The 18,892-nt window shown below is 56.2% G+C and carries 15 protein-coding genes; 7 read left to right on the forward strand and 8 right to left on the reverse strand.

Annotated elements, in window-relative coordinates; genetic code table 11:
* Positions 1-4: 4 nt before the first annotated feature.
* From ACERI1_RS07850 to ACERI1_RS07865, 4 genes are read right to left on the reverse strand one after another with little or no spacing between them, the layout of a single operon-like run.
* Positions 5-1,147, reverse strand: coding sequence for a hypothetical protein (locus tag ACERI1_RS07850; protein ID WP_373617542.1), 1,143 nt, complete (start codon positions 1,145-1,147; stop codon positions 5-7).
* Complete coding sequence (locus ACERI1_RS07855; RefSeq protein WP_373617543.1) at positions 1,147-1,365, reverse strand: hypothetical protein; 219 nt, start codon at positions 1,363-1,365, stop codon at positions 1,147-1,149. Before ACERI1_RS07855 ends, ACERI1_RS07850 begins: the two co-directional genes overlap by 1 nt.
* A complete protein-coding gene (locus ACERI1_RS07860) occupies positions 1,362-3,062 on the reverse strand; it encodes a hypothetical protein (RefSeq protein WP_373617544.1) in 1,701 nt (566 codons plus the stop codon). The genes ACERI1_RS07855 and ACERI1_RS07860 overlap by 4 nt, the downstream gene beginning before the upstream one ends.
* Before the next feature lie 37 nt (positions 3,063-3,099).
* Positions 3,100-3,519, reverse strand: coding sequence for a hypothetical protein (locus tag ACERI1_RS07865; RefSeq protein WP_373617545.1), 420 nt, complete (start codon positions 3,517-3,519; stop codon positions 3,100-3,102).
* 202 nt (positions 3,520-3,721) lie between these two features.
* Here ACERI1_RS07865 and ACERI1_RS07870 point away from each other — a divergent pair, with 202 nt between their 5' ends.
* Entirely contained in the window at positions 3,722-4,003 is a 282-nt protein-coding gene (locus ACERI1_RS07870; protein WP_373617546.1) for a class I SAM-dependent methyltransferase, read from the forward strand.
* Between the two features lie 506 nt (positions 4,004-4,509).
* Here ACERI1_RS07870 and ACERI1_RS07875 read toward each other — a convergent pair.
* A complete protein-coding gene (locus ACERI1_RS07875) occupies positions 4,510-5,130 on the reverse strand; it encodes a hypothetical protein (protein ID WP_373617547.1) in 621 nt (206 codons plus the stop codon).
* A 98-nt stretch (positions 5,131-5,228) separates the two neighbouring features.
* Between ACERI1_RS07875 and ACERI1_RS07880 the strand changes: the two genes are divergently transcribed.
* From ACERI1_RS07880 to ACERI1_RS07890, 3 genes are all read left to right on the forward strand, one after another.
* Positions 5,229-5,642: a winged helix-turn-helix domain-containing protein gene (locus ACERI1_RS07880; protein WP_138781119.1), complete on the forward strand. Its 414-nt coding sequence runs from the start codon at positions 5,229-5,231 to the stop codon at positions 5,640-5,642.
* 206 nt (positions 5,643-5,848) lie between these two features.
* Positions 5,849-6,529 carry an IS6 family transposase gene (locus ACERI1_RS07885; protein ID WP_373617548.1) on the forward strand — a complete coding sequence of 227 codons (681 nt, stop codon included), beginning with the start codon at positions 5,849-5,851 and terminating at the stop codon, positions 6,527-6,529.
* Between the two features lie 1,509 nt (positions 6,530-8,038).
* A complete protein-coding gene (locus ACERI1_RS07890; protein ID WP_373617549.1) occupies positions 8,039-10,630 on the forward strand; it encodes an ATP-binding protein in 2,592 nt (863 codons plus the stop codon).
* Between the two features lie 712 nt (positions 10,631-11,342).
* Here the strand turns inward: ACERI1_RS07890 and ACERI1_RS07895 are convergent.
* The 3 genes from ACERI1_RS07895 to ACERI1_RS07905 form a co-directional block, all read right to left on the reverse strand.
* Complete coding sequence (locus ACERI1_RS07895; RefSeq protein ID WP_373617550.1) at positions 11,343-12,170, reverse strand: undecaprenyl-diphosphate phosphatase; 828 nt, start codon at positions 12,168-12,170, stop codon at positions 11,343-11,345.
* A gap of 82 nt (positions 12,171-12,252) precedes the next feature.
* Positions 12,253-14,055 carry a glutamine--fructose-6-phosphate transaminase (isomerizing) gene (gene glmS, locus ACERI1_RS07900; protein WP_373617551.1) on the reverse strand — a complete coding sequence of 601 codons (1,803 nt, stop codon included), beginning with the start codon at positions 14,053-14,055 and terminating at the stop codon, positions 12,253-12,255.
* Between the two features lie 2 nt (positions 14,056-14,057).
* A complete protein-coding gene (locus tag ACERI1_RS07905) occupies positions 14,058-15,233 on the reverse strand; it encodes a sugar phosphate nucleotidyltransferase (protein ID WP_373617552.1) in 1,176 nt (391 codons plus the stop codon).
* A 360-nt stretch (positions 15,234-15,593) separates the two neighbouring features.
* Between ACERI1_RS07905 and ACERI1_RS07910 the strand changes: the two genes are divergently transcribed.
* From ACERI1_RS07910 to ACERI1_RS07920, 3 genes are read left to right on the forward strand one after another with little or no spacing between them, the layout of a single operon-like run.
* Positions 15,594-16,736: a glycosyltransferase gene (locus ACERI1_RS07910; protein WP_373617553.1), complete on the forward strand. Its 1,143-nt coding sequence runs from the start codon at positions 15,594-15,596 to the stop codon at positions 16,734-16,736.
* Positions 16,737-16,782: 46 nt separating this feature from the next.
* On the forward strand, positions 16,783-17,934 hold the full coding sequence (locus tag ACERI1_RS07915) for a glycosyltransferase (RefSeq protein WP_373617554.1): 1,152 nt from the start codon (positions 16,783-16,785) through the stop codon (positions 17,932-17,934).
* The gene (locus ACERI1_RS07920) at positions 17,931-18,890 is read left to right on the forward strand and encodes a hypothetical protein (protein WP_373617555.1); all 960 of its coding nucleotides are present in this window, start codon (positions 17,931-17,933) and stop codon (positions 18,888-18,890) included. The genes ACERI1_RS07915 and ACERI1_RS07920 overlap by 4 nt, the downstream gene beginning before the upstream one ends.
* Positions 18,891-18,892: the final 2 nt, after the last annotated feature.

An 18,892-nucleotide genomic window follows, 5' to 3' on the forward strand; every position in this document is an offset into this window, starting at 1 on the left:
TGTGTCACTTGAAGTACCCCGGATCGTTCTCAGTACGACGGTACGCCGGGACACCGTCCTGGCCATACGCGTCTCCCACAACATTGTCGTGGGCCGCTCGCTCCCCAGTATCACCGCTCGAATCCCCAGCTCGAGAGCCACCACTGTGGCGCATCTTCGACGCAGCAGAATAACCAACAGCCGCCTTCGGTCCCCACATCGCAGTCGTCGTTGCAGCAGCGGGACCAGCAACCACACCAGCACCGACTACTGCCCCCGCAGTGACCCCTGCCTTTGTCGTTGCACCCACGATCTTCGTCGTCATCGGACTGGCGTACTTGAACAGCTTCCAGACGATAACGATCGAAAGCAGTGGCAGCGTGACTGCAATGAGGTAACTCAAAAACGCACTCTCTGGAATCAGTGTCGACTCTGTCCCCTCACTGAAGAGCAACTCATAGCCTTTGAACAGCAACGCCACTGGAATCGGCATGATCGCAAGCGGCACAAATTTCAAAGAAACTGTTCTCGCGATATGCGAGACGACGGGAAGATTCCCGTAGGTCAATGCAATCCCGATCGGCATTGCGTAGATCAAGATGTACAACATGATTTCGCGAAGGAAGAATAGCGCCTGCAGGGCCCACATGGCTACGGCACCAACGCCTGTGAGAAAGAGTGCAAGAATCGGGTTCGAGATACTCAACGCGAGTAACCCCACCATCGCACTCGTCACAGTCGCAATGTCCGGAATCAGCGCAATCGTGAAGCCATCGACGAGATAGAGCGCCAAGACCGCGACCCAGTACCAGGTTACGATCAAGAAGCCGCCAGTCCACGCACTCCGCTTCGCCTTTCGCGTCTCGTATGCACTGCCGATATTGAAAATCCGAATCGCATGCCTGCCTTGAACACACATCACCAGCAACAACAGGGAAACGAGCATAATCTCGCCGCTGACGAGGCTGCTGTGGATGCCATCCCACGGCGTGTTCGACGGCTGGCCGAATACAAACGCACCGTCCGTTTCCGGTGTTGGTGTTCCAAACACCTGAGCAGTGATCGCAGCATACCCATCCGCTAAGCCCTCCTGGAACCATTCAATGAGCTTGTCAATTGCGTCTTCGAACCACTTAATCCCGACATCGGAAAGCGACCACGAGGGCATTATGCAACCCTCTCAAGTTCGATCACACAGCCAGCATCCTCGAGCTCAACGACGCCATCACCACTCTCGAAATCCACACTCGAGGCGGGTACAACACACTCGAGTCTCCAATCTCTCTCGAGAGCAGTACAACTCAAACCAATCAACTCAGCAGCACCCCTCCATCGAAGTGTTCGAAGAACAATACCTCTCCACACCATTCCTACCTCATCAATCATAGCTCATCTCTCATTTTCAAGAAGCTCCCCAGCCGCTTCGCCGCATACAGCGCAATCGCAAACGGAATCGCATACCGAACAACATCCACCAGAAGTGTGAACCACCCCGTCGGCGTCGCCAGCGGGTGCCACGTTTCGGTCGCCGTATCGCCGAGATACGCCGGACTATGTGATCGCCACGAGCCTGGACGATACTCTGCTGTATAGATCCCTGGCTGGGATACGGTGACTTCAGCAAGACCCTCAGAATTCGTCCGTACGCGCTGATCACCGACCGTAATATAGCCCTCACGAATATCGTGACCGATCAGCCAAAATCGTGGATCATCGTACGGATTCTCGAGCATAATCGGCTCGCCAGTCTCTCCATCGCGAAGTTCAATCCCTAGGGTCACCGCCGTCGCGTTTGAATCAATGATCTCGAGCGATAGATCGCTCTCGCGAATCTCTCGTTCTGTCCCACCGTCGGGTTCGACGATATCTGCAGAGACGCCTCGCACGATTCCGTCAACAGCAACAGCATCTCGATCGACACCGTCGTGACGAAGCGCAAGTCCATACGATCGCGTATAGGGCGCAGAAACCACGTCAACCTCGACGGTTTCATGAAGTGAGGGCTCCGGCGAGGAACTCTCCGTTCCCCACACCTCGAGGATCTCCGGCCCATCCCGGATAGGCTCTGCACGCGGCCCTAACTCGGATGGATATGCATGGACGTACACCGGCATTGCATCGGATGCAACGGTCACCCTCCCCCTTCGAGTTGCATGCATGAGTTCGTCCCAGCCGGTCTCTCGAGCGGTATAATAACGCCACACCCCACGGACCTTTGCCTCACCATCATCCAACAGCGTGTATCCATGCCACGGCTGGGCCTGATAGATCGCAACGCCACTGTCACCGTTCGGGTACGATGCGTAGTAGATCGATGCCCGAAGATCGTAGACCTCAACCTCGAGATCTTGGGAGACGGTCACTTGGTCGGTGATGATCTCCGTCTCGTTGGCACCCTCCCGCTCGACTCGAGCACTGATGTCCGCCTCGAGCGTCAGCGTCGCCGACCCACCTCGATCAAACGCATACTCGAAGATCGGTGTGTGCGTCCCACTCGTAGCGTCAACCAACTCCCCATCACGTAGCAGCCTGATGTCTTCGATCCCGTGATTTCGAATTGATGAATTCCCATCAATCCGGATGCGATAATCGACGAACCCACGGAGTTCACCCTCCGGTGCGATGTAATGGACCGTCTCGTTCGCATCCAGATGCGTCCTCGTCGACGGATGGATCGCAAACGTTGTCGCATGTGCATCAGCGATAACCACGGAATCCGTACGCGACGCATGCGTGGGATAGATCGAGGTCTCTGCATTGCCTCCCTCGAGTGATTCGTAGTCGGCTGCTGTCCAGCGCTCGGCCGTATCGGGAGGCGCTTTGAACGTGATATCGGTGCAGTTACCGAGTTCTTCCATCCCAGTTCGCGTTTCGCCATATCGTCGCTCGTACTCGGCAGTGCTAATGCACTCATCCGGCGTTTTCGACCACAGCGTCGCCGTCTCGTTTTCGTCCAGCCCATGTTCGTCTCCCCTCTCGAGCGAACCGCCAGCACTGCCAATCTCGGTTCCACCGAGAACAACAGCGATACTGACGGCTGTGAGTATGACCGCAACGTTGAGTTTCGACCTCTCGAGTCCCATTAGGGCCTCTGACTCAAGGACTGTTCACCGATCGACATTACCACGGCACGAAATCCACACAGCCAGCTAACGGAAGACCCATCGTTGAGCCAACAACCGTATACAGCGGTCCAAGGACCACCAGAATAACTGTCGACCGCAGCGCCGTTCGCTTGTGTGCTTTCAGGTCTTTCTTCTGCTCGGTGGTCGTCGTGAATACCTCAGCGAGCGAATCGGCTTGCCAGACGACAATTAAGCCGATAAGGCCGATCCCGGTGGTGATCTGGAAGAACCCGGAAATCATCTCGGGTAGTCCTTCGGCCTCACAGATAACACTCTCCTGTGCCAAGGCCGGCTCAACAGCAAGAACGGATAGCAATATGAGTGATCCAATACCAGAGCGTGCTATTCGGCGTCGTACGTTTGAAGATTCGTCTGTCTCGAGTATTCGGCTCGAAACTGGAGTTTTTAGATTCATTTGGTGAATTTCAGACCTACTGAGAAATCTCGTGAGAACCAACGGATTGGTTCAGAAATTTATTCATTAGATCGTCAAATTCACTCGCTGATGACTGAGTATATATCTTGTGTATTATATTGGATCGGAATTATAGTGCATGGATGAAGAACTGTTTTTGTATCGGCCATGAAAATATCCGTCTGAAACTGAGTCTACTACGTTGTCATCGGTTGCTGGCTGTAGGTCATTATCAGCGGGAACAGCTGGCCCTCGCCATCCTCAACGGCCGGCTGCCGGTCTCGATGTCACTACCGTCGCCGGCGACGCCACGCGACTTCCCATTCTGACCGATACCCAAAACGTGGTAACCGCGCGCCGGGTGCTCCATGATCTGCCCGTCACAGACCAGCCGAAAGCGCTCGAGGAACTGCACCGCATCTATCTTTCTTCAAGGAGAGAATCCCCGGCGTTTACGCCGTCATCAGAAATCTTCGATTTCTGATTGCCCGTCAGACGTAGTCTGACGACCGGGCGTGAATCCGACAACGCTTACACAGTCCCCGTTCGGTAGCAATACGGGTATTTAAGTTCAGTCGAGGTGTAGTATGACATACACCGAGGCGGCACGTCCGCCCACCTAATCGGACAATATCGGGACTCCGAGACCCAGAACGTTCGAGACACCCATCTCGAACCGCTGTGGTGTCTCGGTCACCAAGATAACTCCGAGTCCCCGTGCCGGGGATAGGAGTAACGGCGGTGTGGCCCCGCCATCGGCCCGTCATACCGACGGGTCGTAAACCAGCAAATATCCCAACCCAGCGGTGCGGTGCCGTGGGAAGCCTCGTCGTTTACCGCGAGGAGGAGGTCACGCGCCCGACGGGCACTCGGAGTCCTCGAGCTCCCACTGACGCCAGCAGATACCTCTTCTTTCAGGCAGAGATGAAAATGAGGCCGAGAAAATCGACCGTTCAGACTTGTCTTCGAGTTTTCAACGCCAGCGTTCACTCAATCCAAACATCTAAGATCGCCACGACGTTCGCGCTGCATGACTCCACCTGCGAACCGTCGAAGTTTACTAACGAGTTCCTCTTCCGTTTCATACGTCTCGACTCGTAGATCCCATCGCACCTTGGATGATCGAATCATCGCACTTGTCACGTCATCTTCATGGGCAAAGAGTAGCCGATCACCGTGTGTTTCCGCGAGACTCTCAAGAACACTTCCAGCCTCTTCTCCAACGCCAAAATTGTGCCCAAGAAACGGAACCACGAATGCGGTCGCGTTGCTGCATCTTGCGTACTCGATGCTTTGTGTCACTGCATCCACCTCATCAGTATCTACCTCCGCATCGAGGGCCAGAAATGCGTTCACTCCTGGATCCGTCCGAAGCTCTCCTTGTATCCGCCGTAAGAGCGCTTGCGCCGAATTGATATCGTCCTTGTGTCGAAAGAGTCGGCGTAACGGCCCGGGGAGTTCTCCGATATCGATCTCGCGGCGTTCTTCCTCACTGAGTACATAGTTGAGATTGAACGACTTGTACGGACCCATCAAATAGAAAAGGAAACGGTCGTATTTCACGCTCCCCAGCCGCTCAGCGATCAAATCACGTGTGATTTCAGTGGTCATAGGGGTTCTTGCTCACTCGGCCTTTATAAAAGAGAGTGTTTTCGAGATATCTTGGCTTGATAAAGGCTAAAAGTTTGCCGCCAGTACTCTAGACCAAGATGGCGACAAATCAACCGAGTGCGATTGGTGGGAAGAATCCGGAAGATCCGGAAGACCTGCTACCAGAGGATAGTATTCTCAGTCTCGACGAATATCTTGAGATGCATGCTGCCGTCGGACACCGTACTCGATATGAAATCCTCTACCGGCTTGTCCACAGTGGAGAGATGAGTCCGAAAGAGCTCGAGGAGGTGATTAATGTCGACGATAGTACACTTCACTATCACCTCAACAAACTTGTTGATGTCGGCCTCATTGAGAAGCGCCAGCGTACGGAACGAGGACAAGACGGACTATACACGTATTATCGGGCAACTGTGTTCGGAGAAGTCACACTCTCTGAAGGTGTCGACGAGCTGATCCGCGGCGAGCAGGAGTTCGAAGAAATGTATGACAGCACGATAAATAGTTGATGAGTGCTGTCAGAAAACCAGTTTCGATGTGTGAACCGCCTCGGGGTCAAGCCCTGGGGCACTCGACCTGCTTTTTCTGTAGAGGTCAATCTTCCTGCTCCTGTGAACTATTTTCGGCGTCTTTCTGCACCTCGCGAGAGATTTGCTTGCGGGGCACTGTCTAGATGAGAGTTTGAGGAACGAGCAGGTAGTGGCAAGAAGTGTCCATGCAACTTGCCAACCTGCTCAGAGAGAGCTTAGACGTGGATTGTGATGAGGTTTGGGAGAACGAGCGCACACCGACACCCGTCAGGGTGTTCGGGGTGCGCCTGCATTCGATGGGGTTGTCGGTGCGGGAAGTCGTCGCTGTGCTGGACTTACTTGGCGTCGATCGGTCTCATGGAGCAGTCTGGAACTGGACGCACGATCTTGCGGAGAGCCAGGCGGACCCGCCGGCGGCAGCGCCGTCGCGGGTCGCCGTCGATGAGAAACAGATCGAGGTCGATGGCAAAAAGAAATGGCTGTACGCGGCGATCGATACGGAGTCGAAGCTCTTGCTCGAAATCGACGTATACAGCCGCCGCGGGACCGATCCCGCGGCGGCATTTTTGCGTCGGCTAACCGAGAAACACGACGTGTCAGACACTGAGTTTCTGGTTGATGGCGGTGGCTATCTGACTGCTCTCTTTCGCCACGATCTGAGCGGTCAGCTCAACTACACAGACCGGAACCACATCGAAAAATGGTTCCAGACTGTGTCGATGCGAATCGACCGCTTTCACTCGTTTTGGCGGGGCAGTCCAGCCAGTGCACGTCGCTGGCTCAGACGGTTTAGACACCACTACAACCACGATCGGCCGAATCAAGCACTCGATGGCCGAACGCCAGCCCAGGAGGTGCTGAACTAGACAGTGCCGAAGCACACGAAATGTACTCTCTAGCACCTAACCTACTAGTCTCCTTCCCTGTCTGAAAGCACACGAAATGTACTCTCTCACTGCAGCGTGAAGCAATATTCAGTGATACACTCTAGCACCTCGAGCGTCAACCTGCTTCTTTCCCTCCTTTAGACTATCGACTACAAAGACAGTTCACTCACCCCTAACACGCGTTTATATAGGTCGAAGTTATTCTCCGGGTATTGAGAGTCACAGTATCAGAAGCGTTCTCGAATACAGTATCTGAGCGCTGGCTGCATCTAACTCTCTTTCTAACCAATGGCGACAGAGAAAGACACCACGCCGACTACTGGAGAGACGACTGCACCATCCCAAAACTCGAGTCCGATTCCTGACGGAGACGATCCCAGCGACGCGAGTACCCAGTCACACATCACAGACGTAGATCCCACGACGCCTACACCCACATCCCTCGAGTCACGAACGTATATCGAAATCCGGCCATCGACAAAGCCACTCAACAGTGCAGCTGTCTCACAGGCAACGACAATTCTCTACGAGGGCCTCTACAACCTCTCAAACTCGAACACTTGGCCGTCCCTTCGAAAGAGAACCCAGCAACCGCTCATAGAGTGGCTGCTCGTTGCTGACGGCCAACCGGATACAAGCATCCGGTACCTTGTCGGGACGACACACGACGAATTCATCGACGAACTCGAGGCGATCCTTCGGACGGCGTTTCCAAATACGTACGAACTGACGCAAGTCGACTGGCATCCACGACAACTCCAACCGTCTCACACTCCCCCCACAGACAACGACGGTTCAACACCAGCCGCCGCTGACACGCCAAGTCAGCCATACGCCGCTGGCATCGAGTATCGCGGTGTAGCGAAAATCCGCCAGGATTGGCAAACCTCGCTCGCATCGTTCGAGGAACTCACCGACCGCTCTCGAAAGACACAACCAGAGAAACAGAAATCGAATTCCCGTCGTATCCCACTGGCGACGCTCGTCGAAACACTCTGTGACTCAGCAATCCCCGTCGTGTACCAAGTGACCTGCAGTCCGCTTGGCGATCAACGGGTAGACGCAGAAGGGTACCAATACGATCTCGAGCGCGCCCTCGTCACACCAGCCGATCGTCTCCTCAATTTCGTCTTCCCTCGATCGGAAGAGAAACTCGAGCCAGAAAACCTTGCTCGTCCATATCGTGATCGTCTCACCGAACTCGAAACGCGTGACCTTCGACGGACATTCTGTCTTTCGGCTCGAGCAGTGGCGCTCACAGATGACACGAACTCACAACAAGCCGAGACAGTCGCTCGAAGACTCACAAACGTGTTCGGCCATCTCAGTGGTTCTTTTCATTCGATCCGCGGACACCTCCTCACGGATGCTGACCTCCACGTAGGCTCACGTCCACCTGCAAGTCAACTCTTCGAGGACATCTGTCAACGACCCTATCCCGAACCAACATACGAAACGCTCGAAAGCCGTCTCCCATGGAAGCCACACGTGAGCGCGGGGATCGTCGTCGCACCAGACGAACTCCCAGGGTTCTGTCTGATCGACGGCGTTGGCCTCACATCATCCGGCCAACGAGCACTCGGGGCTCGACAATCCGAACGAACCGGCCTTTCTCTGCCATCTCCGGATCACCTCGCACAGTACACGGGAACCGGACAGACGCTCTGCATGCCGCTGACTGATGACCGCCAACCCTACCAAAACCCGTTCGTTCTTCCACCAACACTTCAGGATAGACATCTCTTCGTCATCGGCGATACAGGCTCCGGAAAATCCGTCCTCACGACTGGTGCAATGCTGTCGAACGTCGAGGCCACAGACGGCCCTGAGATCCTCTTCGATTACAAGGGAGGGGGAACCGCCGAGGAGTACCTCCAAGCCCACTATACAGCACACGATGGCCTCGAGGACGTCAGCTACTTCGACCTCACCGAAATACTTCCTGCGCTGTCGATTTTCGACATCAAGCCGCTACTCGATGCCGGGCTTTCACGAGAAGAAGCACGCTCGAGAATCGCAGGCCATTACGAAGAGATCCTCGCGGGGCTAATGGGCGAAGAACAGTACTATGGAGCGACGGAATCGACAAAGGCGATTCGCAATCACCTTCGAGCGTTGTACGATCCGATTCACGGTTCGGATGCGATTTCACACAAAGATCTCTACCGGGCGCTCCAGCGTACACTGAGCGATCAAACACCGCCACCGACTTCGGATGAACGACTCACCGAGTATTTCGCTGGATTGCTCGAGCGCGATCGAGACGTCTTCAACATGGTTCTCGGCGGCGCCGTGGCTCGAGTCGAACTCATCGCGACCGATGATCGACTTGCACCACTGTTCGATCACGTCCATCGTGCTCCTACAGATGAAGACGACACTGAGAGTGACGAAACAGAACCCCACTTCGATTTCACAGACGTCATCGACGACGATACGGTCGTCATCTTCGATTTCGGCGGGATGGAAGAGCGGATTAAACATGCACTTACGCTCGTCTTGCTCTCGAATCTGTGGATCGCGCTGAAAGCCCGTTCAGGAACCTCTCAAACGCAACAACAGCCACCTCGAGTCAATTTGTACCTCGAGGAGGCGAAAGACATCGCCGCGACGCAACTGGTCGATACCCTCCTCTCACAAGGGAGATCGTTTGGCCTCTCCCTCATGCTCGGTGTTCAATTCCCCGGCCAACTCGACTCTCCAGATCCGTCGAATCACACCTACGAAGAAGCGCTCAACGAGATCGGAACGTTCGTCGTCGGCAACGTCAGCATCGAAGACGACCTGGCGAAGGCGCTCGCGACCGACGACGTTCCACCAACGAAGGTTGCCAGGCGGCTTGCAGCAATTCGTCATGGCGAGTGGCTTGTCCGCCCTGCAGCCACATTTGGCACACCAGCTCCACGACCGTTTCTCGGACGGTCACTGCCCGCTCCCGATGGACACCCCGCAAGTGAGACACCACTTGGCGACGAGCAGTATCAGGCCTTCAACACAGCATTCGAACTCACCGCACTCGAGACATGGAACGAAGCCGGACTCAAATATGAAAGCAACCATCCAAGCACCGAGAGCGGATCGAGTGACGAGGACACAGCGGAAGAAGCGTCACTCCGGGTTGACTCACTACTGCCACACACGAAGCGACTCCCCGAGTACGTGAGCTACGACGAATCGATACATGCTCTCTGTTGTGGATCATGTGAGAACCGCTACGATCCGACTATCGAAGGAATGAAGCGGTCGATTGAATGCTGTCGTTCACTCACAGACGTCGAGCCTGCTGACATCCCTGTCTGTGATATCAATCTCAAGCTCACAGCCGAAGAGCGAGATCTTTCTGAATGGAGTGACCGACAACTGCTCTTCTTACAAACGGTGTACAACGCACAGCAACTCCGGTATGATACGCTCGAGTATGATCTGCTCCATGACTCGATGATCAGACTGCAGGAGTACGTCGGGATCGAAACCGACGAGATCGCCCCACTGCTCGAGGCCGACCTCCTTAGACACGATACGGATCACCCACACCGTCTCTACACCGTCTCGTCAGAAGGCCGGTCTACAATTGGTGAAAGCTATCGCAAAGGCGTCGATTATGGCCATGGAGTCGGTGATCTTGATGAATCCAGTGAACACGTCCTTGGAGTCGAAGTCACCCGGCAGCATCTCGAGGAGGCGTACGCGGAGGATCCCGAATCGGACGTCACCGAAGTCATTCCGTATTACGAACTCGACGACCAGCATCGACTCGACCTTGCAGGTGTGGATGCCGATGGCGAGATTATCGTCACAGCCGAGGTTGAACGTATCAACCACGACACCCGACGCGCGGTGCCCGCCGATTTCGACAAGATGGCTGCTTGTGAACCCGAGGCCGCACTCTGGGTCGTCATGAAACAGGCCGATGGCCACAAAATACTCTCTGCGCTCAACGACCCGCTCGAGGGGCCTCCTCGAGTCGAGAAGACGTATGCAAAGACCACGCCACCCCAACAATTCCGGATCGACACACCTGGGATGACGGCTGTCTATCCTGCAGAGTGGCTCCGGGATCGCTCGCCGGATCTCCCGTAGCTTACTGGGCAGGGAGAGGAGCTCTCCTTCTGTGGCGTCTCTCTCCGAGTGCGGATTGTATTCTCGTTTCTTACAGAATTCCGTGTCTGTTCTGCTCTCGACCCGCTCTGTTCATGTCACAGGAAAACGATCCAATCGTCATAATCGTCTCTGCCCTCCGCAAGTGTTGCTGTGGGGGTTTCTCGAGTGAGAACCTAGGACGGGGGATTGCTCGAGCAGTGGATTGGCTGTTGAGATAGTAGCTCGCACAAATCGGGCTCTCTTGCTCGGGTCAGGATTGGAATCGGCTAATGGCGGTACAGACTCACACTCCAATCGCATGAAAATCGGTCGAATAGGCCACCTCCTCGGGATTCCTTGTCTGGTTTTTCTCGAGACGCTGTACGTATTGGGGACTGCAGTCGCTTGATGAGTGAGGGCACTCCCACTGACTTCTCGAGTGGATGGTGGACATCGGCAGTTCAAACCGATAGACGGGAGCCGGTTATGAGGCTTCAGCCATTCCGTATCGGTCACATTTGCTAGCGCGAATATGCTTCTGGGATGCCCGCTTTGCTTCACGACACCTGTTTCAGGGAGTCTACTCGAGTTGGGAAGTCTCTCGAGTCCGTTTTTCTTTCTTCCTAGGATTCCGTTCTATTGCCGCACAACACCACCTTGCGGTGGCTAGAGCTGATTATGATGATCGGTGGGTGGCGTGCTCAACAATCAGTCACACGACGATAGAGATGACCCCACCGCCGACGATCGCCAGTCCACCGAGGCCGAAACAGACGACCCAGAACGGTATGCGATCGACGATCCGCATGAGAGCATCGATGGTGAGATAGCCGACGAAGGAACTGACTCCAAGTGCCGCCAGCGCAGGCACTGGCTCGATACCGGGAAGACCACCGGCACCCGTAATAGTGAGAGCAGCAGCACCGAGACTGGCAGGAATCGACAACAGAAAGGAGAGACGAAACGCTGCTGGCGGATCGTAGCTCCGGAACAACAGTGCGCTCGTCGTGATACCGGACCGTGATATTCCTGGAAGAATTGCGACGCCCTGGACAGCCCCGACCAGAACCGAGTCTGGCAGCGTCGGCGCATCGCGGATCCCCATCGATATCGACTCCGAGGCGAGTTGAAGCCCCCCTGTGAGCACCAGGAGGACACCGATAGCCGTGATGAAGACGCCTCCAGTGAGTTGGCCGACAAAGTCGACTGCGTATACGTACAGTGGGATCCCCACGACGCCGGTCATCAGCGTGGCAACGACGACGTACGACGCGATGGCGTTCTCCCCAGTGTACGCGCTGTCAGGCCGCCAGCCGGGCACTGCGAGGATAGCCGTCGCAATATCATCGCGATAGTAGACCGCCGCCGAGAGCGTCGTACCGACCTGCAAGAACAGCGCCAGTTGCACCGCAACTGCAGGGTCGGTTCCCGCGATCGTCAGGAACAGCGCAAGGTTGCCCTGACTCGAGACGGGCAACCACTCGACGATTCCCTGGACGATCCCAGCGAGGATTGCGACAATAAGGTCGACTCTGCTCACTGATGAGGATGTGACAGTACGACTACTTAAAGGAATCCGATTCCAGTCAGTGATCGAGCGGGGAAGACGAATCGTGCCTGGGTCATTCGACCGTCACGCTCTTGGCCAGGTTACGCGGTTTATCGATTGATCGACCGAGTAAGTTCGCAACCCAGTAGGCGACCAATTGTAACTGAACGTTCGCGAGTACGGACCCACTGAGATTGCTGACTGCGGGAATCTCGAGAACGTGGTCGGCGTACCGTGTCACGTCAGACTCGCCGTCGGTGATCGCCACGACGGGCGCATCGCGAGCCTCGACTTCTTTGACGTTCCCGATGGTCTTTCGGGCAGTCTCATCGTCTCCAGTGACAACCGCGAACACTGGCGTATCCTTGGTCACGAGCGCGAGTGGCCCGTGTTTCAACTCGCCGGCTGCAAACCCTTCCGCATGCCGATAGGTTATTTCTTTCATCTTCAGCGCCCCCTCAAGTGCGACCGGGTAGTGGTACCCACGACCGATGAAGAAGTAGGCGTCAGCGCCGACGTACTCCTCAGCAATTGCCTGTGCGTCTGTCGTCTCGAGGACGGTCCTAACCTGACCAGGAATATCTCGGAGTGCTTCGAGTTCCTCGCGAGTTGGTCCATCGCCGAGTGTGAATGCCAAGAGGGCAAGCGCGAGCTGCTGGCTTGCGAAGGTCTTCGTTGCGGCGACGCCGATCTCGGGACCGGCCCTGATATAGAGGGCGTGATCACACTCCCGTGCAGCCGAACTGGCGACCGTATTGGTCACCGCAAGCGTCGTCGCCCCGGCGCGGGCTGCCTCTCGAAGCGCACGGAGTGTATCTGCTGTTTCACCACTCTGAGTGACACCGACGACGAGGGTCTCATCGTCGATAGGGACGCGATCGCTCGCGTACTCGCTGGCGAGAAACGCCTGCGCCCGAACCCCAGCTTCCCGGAGTCGCTCAGCGCCGAACAGCGCCGCGTGATACGACGTCCCGCAGGCGACGAACTGAATGGGACCCTCGTGGTCGAGGTCAGCAAGATCCTCGAGGTCGACCGTGCCGTCGAGGTCGTCGATTCGGCCCCGTAGGCATTGCCGCAGAGCTTTCGGCTGCTCGTGGATCTCTTTGAGCATGTAGTGGTCGTAGCCGCTCTTTTCTGCATCTTCGGGATCCCATGCGACTGTTTCCGTTGGACGGTCGACGGGGTGGCCTTCCGCATCGGAGACGACAGCACCGTCGGCGGTCAGCCGAACGAAATCACCGTCCTCGAGATAGCAGACGCGGTCCGTGTGTTCGACGAACGCAGGGACATCACTCGCGAGATACGTACCAGCTTCGCCGAGGCCGACGACGAGTGGGGAGTCCTGTCGGGTCGCATACACCGTCTCGGATCCGTCGAAGACAGCAGCGATTGCGTAACTGCCCTCGAGTTGGTCGATCGCCAGCCGGAATGCCTCCTCGGGGGCCGCACCGCGGTCGAGATAGTGACCGATCAGCTGCGGGACGACTTCGGTGTCGGTCTCACTTTGGAACGTGACGCCGGAATCAGCGAGATCGTCACGCAGTCGCTGGTAGTTCTCGATGATGCCGTTGTGGACGACGGCAACGCGGCCTTCCTCGTCGCGGTGTGGGTGTGCGTTCACATCGGATGGTGGGCCATGCGTGCTCCAGCGCGTGTGCCCGATCCCAGTCAGTGCACCCTCGAGTTCGTCTCTCGGAACCGCACTCTCGAGTGCTGATAGTTCGCCCTCTGTCTTGTGAACTGTTATCGACGGCGTCGGCACGGCAAGGCCAGCGGAGTCGTAGCCACGGTACTCGAGACTTGACAGGCCATCAAGGACGACATCGACGGCATCGACACTGTCGGACGCCCCAGCGTACCCGACGATTCCACACATCGTCACTGCACCTCTGTTTCGCCGTCGATCGTCCCTTGAACAGCCGTACCGGCAGTGATGACGGCATCGGAGCCGACGATCGTTCCCGGTGCATAGGTCACGCCGCCTCTGTCGTGAACGCGATCCGCCAGCAGTGCGCCCAGTCGTTCGTTCTCGTGGACACGATCGCCGATTCGGACATCGCCAGGGCCACCGACGACCGTTGATCCAGCGCCGATTCGGACGCTACGACCAGAGACACAATCGACAAGCGTCGCGTTTGCACCAACGCGCGTGTCTGAATCGGCGACACTGTTCTCGACAACTGCGTTCGCTCCCACCGTTACGTTCTCGCCGAGCGCGACGTTAGGGCCGACGACGCTTCCCGGGCCGACGACGCAGTCTGCTGAAATCACGACCGGTTCGACGATCGTCGCAGAGTTATGAATCTGGGCATCAGCTGAGACCGTGCTTTCGACGCCGTCTGTACTCTCGAGGAGCGTCTCAGTCACCTCGAGTAAGTCCCATGGATACGTCGCGTCGTACCAGAACCCGTCGGAGACGACACCACGGACGGTTTCACCAGCGTCGATCGCATTTGCGATACCATCGACGAGCGAGTACTCATTGAACTGCGGTTCTGGGCCGCGGAGATACTCGAAAATCTCGGGTTCGAACGCGTAGACACCCGCGTTGAGATGATAACTACGATCGTCGTGCGGTCGTTCGACGATTTCGGTGACGTGCTCGTCGTCCTCGAGGATCACACCACCGTAGTTAGTAATGTCACCGTCTCGAACGAGTCCAAGCGTTGCGATGGTGTCGCTATTGTGGACCTCACAAACATCCTCGATGATCCCACGTTCAACGATTTGGTCGCCGTTGAGAACGAGCTGAGGCCCCGAAACCTCGGGTTCGGCTTCCAGAAGTGCGTGGCCACTTCCAAGTTGCTTGTCTTGCACTACGTAGTCGATGGACGCACCACGGTACGTCGATCCGAAGTGTGACTGCACATGCGTCCGTCCATAGCCAACGACGACGGTAATTTCTGTGATATCAGCGTCGACAAGCGAATCGAAGACATGCTCGAGAATTGGCTTGGCCGCAGCAGGAAGCATCGGTTTCGGCCGGTGGTTTGTAAGCGGCCGAAGACGGGCCCCCTCCCCTGCCGCGAGGACCACCGCAGAACGGATTTCCATGTCGATATTGACAGTAACGAACGCTTATTGTTCTTGCGGCCTAGACTTTGTCCATCGCCAACTTCTTTCTATAGAACCCTCCCCTTTCAGGGGACTGGCTCTGGTGGATACAGTTTCCGCTCCTGTGTCTTCGCATGGAACGCTTTCTGTGAACTTCCTCGTGAACTCCCTCGGGGCTGAGTGATCAGCGAAGCAGTTGAACTCCTCGGGAGGAGAGCAAATCATGCCAAAGGACCGGGCTCTAAGCAAGCTCCCGTGCTGTTCAGAACTTATGCAGACCACTCTGACCTCGAGGCACTCGTCTTGCTCATCTGCGTAGACAAGGAAGTTTATTAGCCAATACTCACAACCCCTGCGCACATGAATCTGCTTGCCATAGCTGCCGTCTCGCTTCTCGCGGTGACGGCCACGCCTTATATCTGTTATCTCTTGCTGTACGCCTGGATTCGGCCACGCGGCTCGCCCGCCAATAAAACACCCGCCGAACCCGCTGTCAGTATCGTACTGCCGACGTACAACGAGGAACAGATCGTCGAGACAAAACTTGATGATGTACTCGCCCTCGACTATCCGATGGAGAAAGTCGAACTCGTTATCGTCGACTCCTCAACCGATGATACACGGGCGATTATACGGGAATACTTTGCCGATCTCGAAGCACCTGATCTAGTGCTGCTAGAGGAAGACGAACGACGTGGACTCGCGCCGGCTCTTAACGACGCCTACGCTGCCGCGTCGAACGAGATGGTCGTGAAGACCGATTGCGACTCGAAGCTTTCGCCGAATGTCCTCCGGGAAGCTGCCGCAAATCTCGCAGACGATGATATCGCGGCTGTAACTGGCCAGAACGTGGAGGTGTTAGGCGGAAGCGAGGTCGAGTCAGGCTACCGCGGCGTCCAGAGCCACATCCAGCAACTGGAGTCTCATCTGGACTCGACGCTGATTTTTCACGGGCCGTTCTCCGCGTTCGAAAATGATGCGTTGCTCCCGATTGATCCCAACTCGCTTGCCGACGATACAGAACTCGCGTTGAAGATTCGGCGACAGGGCGGACGTGTGATTTTTGATCCAGCTGTAGAATATATGGAAGCCTCGCACTCCGAGTTCGGCAAGCGTCGTCTCCAGAAGGACCGTAGGGGGATGGGGCTAATTCGACTACTCGTCCAGCACCGTGACGCTCTCGGAAAGTATGACAATTACGGACAGGTAGTCCTGCCGTTCAACTGGTGGTTCATGATAGTCTCACCGTGGCTGGTTGCATTCAATGTGCTGGCCGTTACTGCGGCAGTCGTGTCTGTCATTGGCTGGGCGGGACTCGGTGTTCCAGTCGCACTCACGGGATTTGTCTGGCTCGGTCAGAAAGACCTTCTCGGGCCTCTGCAGGCAGTCTACGCCATCTTCGACTCACAGGTGTCGCTTTTTCATGCCACAATAGAACTTCTGCGGGGCGAAGGCGACGGCACATGGGAGATCGACGAGGAGTTACGGGAGGCTTTCGAATGAGCAGCGTTAAAATAACGTCAGCAGAAGTGAAAGGGGATAGCATAGTATGATGGATCGCTCTATCGCCATTGCCCACGGTAACTACCTCGAGCGTGGCGGTGCGGAGTCGCTATCGGATGAACTCGCTCGGACGTTTGATGCACCGCTGTACTTCGGGTTCGGTGACGTCGAGAACGTCTCCGATGATGTGGACGCCCGAAGTCTCTACGAGAACTCACTGTTCTCGGGTGTCAAGCGGTCAGTATTCCTTCGTGACCTCTACTACGCGTGGAACGCTCAGCAAATCCCGGAACTGACCGAGTACGACGTAGTCATTCTGTCGAAGAATGAGTTGAGTTGGTATGTTCCAGAAGATGAGCAGGTGGTCATCCACTACACCCATAGCACGCCGCGAGTTCCTTATGACCTGTTCCAGCAGCGGGCAAATTCGCTTTCATCCCGTCTGTACGCGTTCGTCGCTCGGACAATGTTTTTGCCTAATACAAAATTTCCTGATACATTCGTGGCAAATAGCGAACTCGTCGCACGACGGCTCCGGCGGTACTGGGGCGTTCCTGAAGAGAAGGTCGAAGTCGTCTACCCGCCTGTGGATGTCGACCAGTACGAGTCCAAGAAGACACAGGACTACTATCTGACCTACTCTCGGCTGATTCCTGAGAAACGTATCGACACGATCATCCGAGCGTTCGACGGACTTGACGCCAGATTGGTCGTTGGCGGAGCGGGCGAACAGCGCGAGAAGCTCGAGCGGCTTGCGCCCGATAACGTCGAGTTCGTCGGCTATATGTCCGAATCAGAAAAGCGTCGACGCCTCGGCGAGGCTAGGGCTGTACTTTTCAACGCGATGAACGAGGACTTCGGCATCATCCCTATTGAGGCGTTCGCCAGCGGGACGCCCGTTCTCGGCGTCGAGGAGGGGTACACCAAGTATCAGATTCTCAATGGGGAAAACGGTCTGCTACACGAACCGGACCCTGCAAGCATCCGTACATCGATCGAGCGCTTTGAGAGAGAGGGCGTAAACTGGGACGCCGACGAAATCACATCGTTCGCCGAGCGATTCAGCGTAGATCGATTCCGTAAGGAGATGCAGGCGGTTGTTGAGAAGGCGGTTGAAGCGGCCGCAATCGAACCGTACGAGGAAATCGACACGCAGAAAACAGCTTTGACCTCGAATAGAGATAGATCTAAGCAATGAGTCTCCAAGACTGGGCCGAAAACGCCAGAGACCGTTTCGAACGCGACGGGGTGACGATTGGTGTCTACGGTGCTGCCCAAGAACTCTGGCAGGGTGGTCTCGGTGTCCTCGGACGCTACGTCTACAACTACGGCATGCACGTCTTTGAGCGCGACTGGGACGTGCTGCTAGTACTGGACACCTGTCGACCTGACGTGCTTGGGGAGGTTTCTGATAACTATGAGTTTCTCGACGGGTACGACCCGGACGCGGGGGTCCACCAGTCAGTCGGCTCTCGATCGGCAGAGTGGACAAGAAAGACGTTCGATCCTGATTCGACCCACGCCGACGAACTTGCCGAGACTGCTCTCGTAAGCGCGAACCCCTACACCCGAACGCTGCCGGACCCCGACGCGCTCGGCTATTTGGACGAAATCTGGAAGTACGCGTGGGACGATGATCACCGGACTGTCCGTCCCGAAATAGTCATGGACCGGGCGGTGGACGTATCTCGTACCCACGACTTCGACCGCATGGTTGTCCACTTCATGCAACCTCACACGCCCTACCGCTCGATGCTTGACCTATTCCCAGACGGCCGGGTCGGATTTGACAGCGAGGGCGCAGCGGGACTCACTATCTGGGAGCAGATACGTACAGGCCGTATCGACACCGAGACGGTGTGGGAGGGATACCGCGACAACTTACGGTGGGTGTTAGACGAGGGTGTCGAACCCCTTCTCCGGAACGTGGACGCAAATACGGTGGTCCTCACCAGCGACCACGGGGAAGGGTTCGGCGAGTACTGGTACTACGGCCACAGCAGTACTGCACCGCTTCCGATTCTGAAGCGTGTTCCGTGGGCAATAACCACTGCGAGCGACATGGGTGAGTACGAACCACGGGTTGAACCCGAAGACACACGCCTGAATACCGATGAAGTGAAAGATAGACTACAGGCACTTGGATATGCATAAAC

This window comes from Natrinema sp. HArc-T2 (genome assembly GCF_041821085.1).
Lineage (GTDB): Archaea > Halobacteriota > Halobacteria > Halobacteriales > Natrialbaceae > Natrinema.

Bases quoted from the DNA above. Each gene is read 5' to 3' on its own strand.
- ACERI1_RS07850 (WP_373617542.1), bottom strand. From the start codon at position 1,147: ATGCCCTCGTGGTCGCTTTCCGATGTCGGGATTAAGTGGTTCGAAGAC.
- ACERI1_RS07855 (WP_373617543.1), bottom strand. From the start codon at position 1,365: ATGATTGATGAGGTAGGAATGGTGTGGAGAGGTATTGTTCTTCGAACA.
- ACERI1_RS07860 (WP_373617544.1), bottom strand. From the start codon at position 3,062: ATGGGACTCGAGAGGTCGAAACTCAACGTTGCGGTCATACTCACAGCC.
- ACERI1_RS07865 (WP_373617545.1), bottom strand. From the start codon at position 3,519: ATGAATCTAAAAACTCCAGTTTCGAGCCGAATACTCGAGACAGACGAA.
- ACERI1_RS07875 (WP_373617547.1), bottom strand. From the start codon at position 5,130: ATGACCACTGAAATCACACGTGATTTGATCGCTGAGCGGCTGGGGAGC.
- ACERI1_RS07880 (WP_138781119.1), top strand. From the start codon at position 5,229: ATGGCGACAAATCAACCGAGTGCGATTGGTGGGAAGAATCCGGAAGAT.
- ACERI1_RS07885 (WP_373617548.1), top strand. From the start codon at position 5,849: ATGCAACTTGCCAACCTGCTCAGAGAGAGCTTAGACGTGGATTGTGAT.
- glmS (WP_373617551.1), bottom strand. From the start codon at position 14,055: ATGTGTGGAATCGTCGGGTACGCTGGGGCGTCCGACAGTGTCGATGCC.
- ACERI1_RS07905 (WP_373617552.1), bottom strand. From the start codon at position 15,233: ATGGAAATCCGTTCTGCGGTGGTCCTCGCGGCAGGGGAGGGGGCCCGT.
- ACERI1_RS07910 (WP_373617553.1), top strand. From the start codon at position 15,594: ATGAATCTGCTTGCCATAGCTGCCGTCTCGCTTCTCGCGGTGACGGCC.
- ACERI1_RS07915 (WP_373617554.1), top strand. From the start codon at position 16,783: ATGATGGATCGCTCTATCGCCATTGCCCACGGTAACTACCTCGAGCGT.
- ACERI1_RS07920 (WP_373617555.1), top strand. From the start codon at position 17,931: ATGAGTCTCCAAGACTGGGCCGAAAACGCCAGAGACCGTTTCGAACGC.